Source organism: Bartonella sp. MM73XJBT.G, from assembly GCF_028618435.1.
Classification (GTDB): Bacteria; Pseudomonadota; Alphaproteobacteria; order Rhizobiales; family Rhizobiaceae; genus Bartonella.
The window spans coordinates 1-6452 of the sequence record NZ_JAQISW010000032.1; the positions used below are offsets into that span (position 1 = coordinate 1).

A 6452-nucleotide genomic window follows, 5' to 3' on the forward strand; every position below is an offset into this window, starting at 1 on the left:
TAAAAACACACCATATTTGGCAATCTCTGGATTAGCTTCCAGTGTGGCTTCACAATAGCCCCTCAATGACCCAGCTTGCCTCCGATCCCCTAAAACAGACAAGGCATGGTGATAACAAATCAGGTCTAGACTCATATCCTCAAGTTCGACCACAAGCTGCTTTGCGGGGATCTTCATGGACTATCCTCCTCTTGATATTGTCCCACTTGATATTGACCTTGTGGTTTTCCCCCATCAAAAAACGGCAACAGACTAATGGAATAGCGAATACGCCCCGATTGACCAGAGCGGCTAATATAGTCATGATCTTTCGTGACACTGGTAATCACCACGGATCCAAGCATTAAGGCACTGTAGCTATCATCACTCATCCAACGGATCATCTGAACGGGTTGAGCCGCACGTATGGTTCTGGTGATGGCATCAATGGCAACCCGGTCACCAAACTCTTCTGGAAACAACACACCATGAATGGTTTTGGGATCATTGCCATAGCCGGTAAATTGTAAACCAGGGGGTCCACCAAAACGCTCTAGACAAACCCATGAGGCAGAAAACTCTTCTTCAAAGGATTGGAAGTTCAGCCAGTCCACATAAAATTGATGCGGTCCTAACATCAGCAAAGGATCTTGCATGGTCTATTCCCCCTCATTCTGTTCCCCCGTGCAAGGCATTGGCGCGTGCCCGTTGCAATGCATGACGAACCGCATAACCCGTTGCAATGGGATCACGCGCGCCATTGACATGCACCGTGACATTTTGATTGTGCGTAATGGGGACGCGTTCTTTGTCTTTTGCTTCTGGAACAGAGCTATGGCCATGCCCAGCGCCTGCAAATTGTACAAGGGGCTGAGGCGTTTTGCCTCCTAAAAAACTTGGCAAATAATCTCTTACATCAATCGACCCAATCCACCCCTTTATGCGGTGAGGTAAAGATTTACAAAAGTCCGTCAATTGTGAGATGGAGCCCATAAAACCATTAACAATCCAATCCGCTAAATCTTCTCCGGCTTGTTCCATGCTCGCCTTAGCACTCTCCGAGAGCTTTTCTTGAGAAAAAAAACGCTTCAACCACTCCCAAAAGTTGGAAAGGCTTTGTTTAATCCCATCCCACAAATCTTCAAAGCTTTGAGCAACAGAAGAAAGTTCTTGTTTAAACTTTTGCCAATTTTGAGAGAAATCAAAAGCAGCAGCAATGATGTTTTTCCAACGGGTGATGGTGCTGGTATCAGCACCAAAAAAACGCATGACGGCTTCAAAGGCTTGGCCAAAAGCCCGTGTTATCCCCCGTGCAAAGCCCTTTATAAAAGAAGAAAAGCGGTCCCAATATTTCCACAAAGCAAAACCAGCAGCGAGGATAACAGCCACAACAGCAGCAATCACAGCCCCTACCGGGGTAAAAAGCCCTCCCACAACAGAGGACATGCCAGCCCCAACCACTTCGATTACAGTTCCTACCCAACCAAAGTTGCTCGCAAATGCCGCCCCTGAGACAGCAATCCCCCGCAAAGCACCCATCAATAAGGTTATGGGGCGCAAAAGTTTGAGGAAACGTGCCCCAAGTCCTGCGGTAAGCAAGCCCAGTGAGCGCCCTGAAGCCAAAAGCCCGCGCCAACTTGCCTTCAGCGCACCGCTCACAGCCCTCATCTTGATAAAAGAGGCAATCAATTGCAGGACCCCAAGGCGGGTCCCGGCAAGAGTAAAGCGCAAAACCCGTAGAGCAATATTAAAAGCCATAAGGGCGGCAATGGTTTTGATAATGGCACTTGTTAAAGTGGAATGGGCATTCGCCCACGCCATAAGCCCATTGGTAAAATTGCCAACAGTTTCCATCAAACTGTTGAGGGGGGGCAGAAGCACTTCACCAATGGTAATCCCCAAAGCAACGATACGGTTTTGCAACAGTTCAAATTGCCGCATGGCACCGGTTGCTTGTTTGTCTGCCTCTTGTTCGACAGAGCCTTTAAAGACTTTTGGGTCTTTCACATAATCTAAAGCATGCCCTAGCAATTCGGGATTGCCAACCAATTTGGCAAAATCACCGGTAAACTCTCGCCCAGCAATGGCAATCAGCGAACGCATACCCTGTTCTGATTTTGCTAAAACATCAAAAAAGCGCACCAAGGTACCGGTAGCATCTTTGTCCAAATCTTCCATAAATTTTTGGCGAGAGAGACCAATATTGGTAAAAGCATCTTCAATATGCTTACCTCCTGCCTGTATGCGCGCACTCATAGCATTAAAACCACGTGCGGCACTCTCTGGGACAATACCAGCAGAAATCATTGCCGTCCCAAAAGCCGCCGTCTCACGTGCTGTCAGTTTAAACATGGTTGCCGCACCGGTGGCGCGATTGGTAAAATCAGACACTTCACTTGCCTTGGCCGCCATGTGGTTCGAGAGATGATTGATAGCATCGCCTAGATCTTCAATACCTACCTGATTAAGCTTAAAGACATTGCGCAATTTGGCAAAGCGCTCACCAATTTGATCTCCGCTCATATCAAAAGCAACAGCTGCCTTGGCGGCATAAACACTAAAAGCTTCTAAATCCTGTTCACCAATCCCTGCTTGGCTAGCACTGGTCATCAGTTCTAAAACTTCACGGGCGGCGAGAGGAATTTTGGTGGAGGTTTCCAAAGCAAAACGACGCAATTCCTTTAAACGATCAAGGGGGGCATCCAGAACCTTTTCCAAGCCCTTCATTGATTGGTCAAATTGCATGGCTTTATACAGAGGGGCAATTAAGGTTGCCGTTTGAGCAATGGCACCCACCATGCGCCCACGCGCATGAATATAAGCATTTTGCGCTTTTTCTGTAGATTCCTTCAAGTGCTCAGGGTCAAACCACCCTTTAAAATGCTTTCGTGTTTGGTTTTGGAAATGCGCAATATCGAGGCTAAAGGCTCTTAAGTCTCGCTTGGCAGAGGCGATCCCCTCTTGGAGATGATTGACAAAACGCACAACAAGGGAAACATCCATAAGCGTATCTTATCCTAACATTTGGCTTTCATATTCTTGTTGTTTCAAGCGCACTAATTCTTCGCGATAGGCAATCACTTCCAGCCAATCCATCTGATTGATCTCTAGAGCAGACCAGTGGTAATAAAGGGCTAGTTCTGCTCCAAATTGTCCGGCATAGGGGATTGGTGTTTGGGAAAAAAAGCAAAAAAAACCTTAAACACGGCCATAAGATCAACAATATCAAGACGATTAATCAGTTCAACAGATTCATGAGACATCTCTGCCAGAAGCGCGGCGATTCCTTCCATGGCTTCATGGGTAAATAAAGCCTCACAAAGCTTGGCAATGAGAACATCATTGCTCAAAGGTATTTTATCTTCTTCTACAGCGGGCAAAAGTAACTTTGCCAGCTGTGGTCCAATCAACACAGCTAATTGGCGTGCTTGCTTGAAGTTTGGGCGATAAAAGATCAATTTTTGCCGTGTTGATTCTTTGCCATCCTTGTCTTGATAAAGAAGGGGAACCTGCAACTCCACCTCAACACTTGTTTGTAAACTTGTCATGATTAATTCCTATAAATTGAGAATAGAGCGTCGACGAGAACCGATCTCTTGCCCATTGCGGACAAGCCAACCGCCCCGTTTAAAGGAAAAGCGATGCAAAACAGAACCATCCCAAAATTCCGTATAGTCCCAAATATTTTTGATCTCGCAATCATAGCCTGTTGCTTTTCCAGCCGTTAAACCTTCACTATCGACTTTGACCAAGCGCCCTGTAACATCAATGGAATGTTCATGCTCGCGTCCATCTTCTTCAGACACCACATGTTTTTTGCCGGTAAATTTATGACGAAGACCAGGGGAACCACCAAAAATACCGATGATTTCAGGCGTGTGGCTGCGGATTTTCATTTGTAAACTCAAAGCTTTCACACCAAGACCACTCACATCAATTTGCATGTCAGAGCCCCCTGGTTGATAGGTTTCGGTGATTTCTTCCAACGTGGGCAGTTTGAGCGTTTCAAGATCAAGGTGAAGATTCACATCATCATCAACAATCAGCGTAAAACCGCGTACAATGCGTAAAGTCATGCTTTAACTCCTTGCTGCTTTGCGATAAGTTTCAAGCGTATCGCCAAATTGATAAGTCATTTTCTTTTGGATATCTTGCGCCAAACGGTCAAAATAAGCGCTATTGCGTCGGCTGCCGAAACTCAAATCTTCTAAAGGTGGCACTTCTTCTGCATCAAACTCGACCCGCAATTTTCCCAATTGTAAAGTGCTGTTTGAATTCAAATCACGGTCAAACCAAACCCGCCCACCAAGCAGTGCACCACGCGCAATCAGATCATCCAGAAACTGTGTAAGGCTGCGGGTAATGGCAATGACATGTTGACCGGTCAGGTTTTCGTCATTTGCCCAAGGGCGGAAATTGTTAATGATGGTTTTTTCCAAGGCTGCACGGGTGCGTACCACATTGACAAAACGCCAGAGTGGATCACTCGAGGTGGTGTGATTGCCCCATAAAATGCGCCCATTGGCAGCCATTTGCCCATGCGCATTTTGGCTAAGGCGTGCCGGTATAAAGGTGGCAATATCGGCTTGATTGAGGCGATTAGCCTCATGATCAATTTCCCCATCAAAATAGCTAATGGGGCGTGCTGTGCCTAAAATACCATGCACATCTTGGTTGGAGGGAGACCAAAAAACACCGCCCCTTTGTTTGTCCCGTTTGATAAACATCGCCGCCACAAAGGGGCTTGCTGGTTTGATACTAAAGCCCCCCTCACTATTTGCTACCCGCACAAAGGGGTCAATCAGATAACAAAAGCGTGAGGAGAAATCCGCGCGAAAGGCAAGGCTTTCTTCCGTATTTTTGCCCCCCGTATCAAACACGGCAATGGCTTGTAGCTTTTCGGCAACCTGTTCTAGAGCATCTGCTAGCGGGTTTTTGCCATTGTCAATCCGCCCTGCACTATAAGCTGGCGCTAAAAGAATTCCAGGTTCCACACCTAAATGCCCCCGTGCATGTTTTAGCGCATGAACACCGGTTAAAGAAACACTTGACCCCACCATTTCGGTTTGGGTCTCAGCCATAGTGGATTTTTCCTCCACCCGCACAAGGATCACTTGTGCCTCAATCCCTTGCGCACGAACGGCATTGATAACATCAAGGGCTGTTCCTCTTGTCCCAAGCTTTTGGATTTTCTCTGTCTCATGGGTAAAGACCAACACGGGCTCGTTAAGGGGATAGGTCTGTGCATCCGCATCAGGGGCTGTAACAACCGCTCCAATGGCGGTTTGATCAAATGTTGCTAAAGGACGGGAATCCTCACCAGCCTCTACAATGCGAATCCCATGATTAAATTCTGTTGCCATCTTGCTCTCCAAATCAATGAAGAGACTATAACAATCATCACCATGCTCCATAAGCCTGACACTGTCAGTCAAAAAAGCTCTTTCAAAGGACTTTGAAAGAGCGATAAAAAGGCTTTGAAAATCATATAAAGCCAGCTTATAGAACAGCTATCCATTTGATTTGCGCTCTCTTTGGTTTTGTATTTAATTTTTCCATAATCTTATAAGGACAGCGCCATCTGCTCCAGCACCACTTGAACAATCAGTCCCATGAGAACCAGCACCCCCACCACCAAAGCCACGCCCTGCTTTTCCTGAACTATAATATGAGCCTTGTCCCGTTCCTCCAGCGCCCCCCCTTGATGTATCACCCCCAGCATCACCGCCATTACCACTCATTTCTGCATTAATTCCACTCGTCCCAGCACAACCATTTCCACCTTTAGCAAGTCCTGGATGTTCGTCTGTTGCTAAACCAAAATTTCCTCCCACGCCTCCAGCACCACCAGAGCCTGAATAGAAGGAATTCGTACTACCACCAAATCCCGAGTGAGAGATACGGGCGTCAGCTCCCCCACCACCCTTTCCTCCGGTAGCGGTAATAAAATTTTTGCCAATGGTTGTTGTTTCTCCAGGCTTACCTCTTACAAAATTCTTTGCAATAGAAGCCCCTCCTTTACCAATGATGATATCCTCATGACCGTTTAAACTGACTTTATAGCCATACCAGACGGAACAACCACCACCTCCACCACCTCCTCCTAATCCTATCCCAAACGCTCTACCACCACTACCCCCACCACCCCAGGCTGTAATTTCGACTTTGGTTTTATCTGTGACCCAATCGGGCCACTGAATTTTTCCGTTATGCGTATAGAGCAACTCAGCATCGGCAAGAGCCGGCCAATTGGTGATTTTATCGGTCAAATCTTTTTTAAGACTCTTTATCCCTGCCAAGATGGCTGCATCCACTTGCGCCTTCGTATAAACAACATCACCATCGATTTTCAGTGGTCCTTTAAGCGAGCTTCCGCTTGTACTTAAGTTAGTGATCACTTTGTTGTTATGGGTAATATTCAATGATGTGTTTCCCAACAGCTCTAAACCGCCACTCATGGTGACTTTGCCGGT

The 6452-nt window shown here is 46.7% G+C and carries 7 protein-coding genes; all 7 read right to left on the bottom strand.

Annotation, left to right across the window (positions count from 1 at the left end; all coding sequences use genetic code 11):
* Positions 1–177, bottom strand: a 177-nt coding sequence (locus tag PVV59_RS09025; protein ID WP_273755780.1) for a tail protein X, incomplete at its 3' end; no start/stop codon positions are given.
* Positions 174–635, bottom strand: coding sequence for a phage tail protein (locus PVV59_RS09030; RefSeq protein ID WP_273755776.1), 462 nt, complete (start codon positions 633–635; stop codon positions 174–176). The genes PVV59_RS09025 and PVV59_RS09030, both read right to left, overlap by 4 nt.
* 13 nt (positions 636–648) lie before the next feature.
* Positions 649–2982, bottom strand: coding sequence for a phage tail tape measure protein (locus PVV59_RS09035; RefSeq protein ID WP_273755777.1), 2334 nt, complete (start codon positions 2980–2982; stop codon positions 649–651).
* Between the two features lie 131 nt (positions 2983–3113).
* A complete protein-coding gene (locus tag PVV59_RS09040) occupies positions 3114–3527 on the bottom strand; it encodes a hypothetical protein (RefSeq protein WP_273755778.1) in 414 nt (137 codons plus the stop codon).
* Positions 3528–3536: 9 nt separating this feature from the next.
* Positions 3537–4055, bottom strand: a complete 519-nt coding sequence (locus PVV59_RS09045; RefSeq protein ID WP_273722152.1) for a phage major tail tube protein — start codon at positions 4053–4055, stop codon at positions 3537–3539.
* A 3-nt stretch (positions 4056–4058) separates the two neighbouring features.
* Positions 4059–5342, bottom strand: coding sequence for a phage tail sheath C-terminal domain-containing protein (locus PVV59_RS09050; RefSeq protein WP_273755781.1), 1284 nt, complete (start codon positions 5340–5342; stop codon positions 4059–4061).
* A 183-nt stretch (positions 5343–5525) separates the two neighbouring features.
* Positions 5526–6452: glycine-rich domain-containing protein (locus PVV59_RS09055; RefSeq protein WP_273755779.1), on the bottom strand; the 927-nt coding region annotated here is incomplete at its 5' end.

Excerpts from the sequence above, each read along its gene's own strand:
- PVV59_RS09030 (WP_273755776.1), bottom strand. The coding sequence starts at position 635 with ATGCAAGATCCTTTGCTGATGTTAGGACCGCATCAATTTTATGTGGAC.
- PVV59_RS09035 (WP_273755777.1), bottom strand. The coding sequence starts at position 2,982 with ATGGATGTTTCCCTTGTTGTGCGTTTTGTCAATCATCTCCAAGAGGGG.
- PVV59_RS09040 (WP_273755778.1), bottom strand. The coding sequence starts at position 3,527 with ATGACAAGTTTACAAACAAGTGTTGAGGTGGAGTTGCAGGTTCCCCTT.
- PVV59_RS09045 (WP_273722152.1), bottom strand. The coding sequence starts at position 4,055 with ATGACTTTACGCATTGTACGCGGTTTTACGCTGATTGTTGATGATGAT.
- PVV59_RS09050 (WP_273755781.1), bottom strand. The coding sequence starts at position 5,342 with ATGGCAACAGAATTTAATCATGGGATTCGCATTGTAGAGGCTGGTGAG.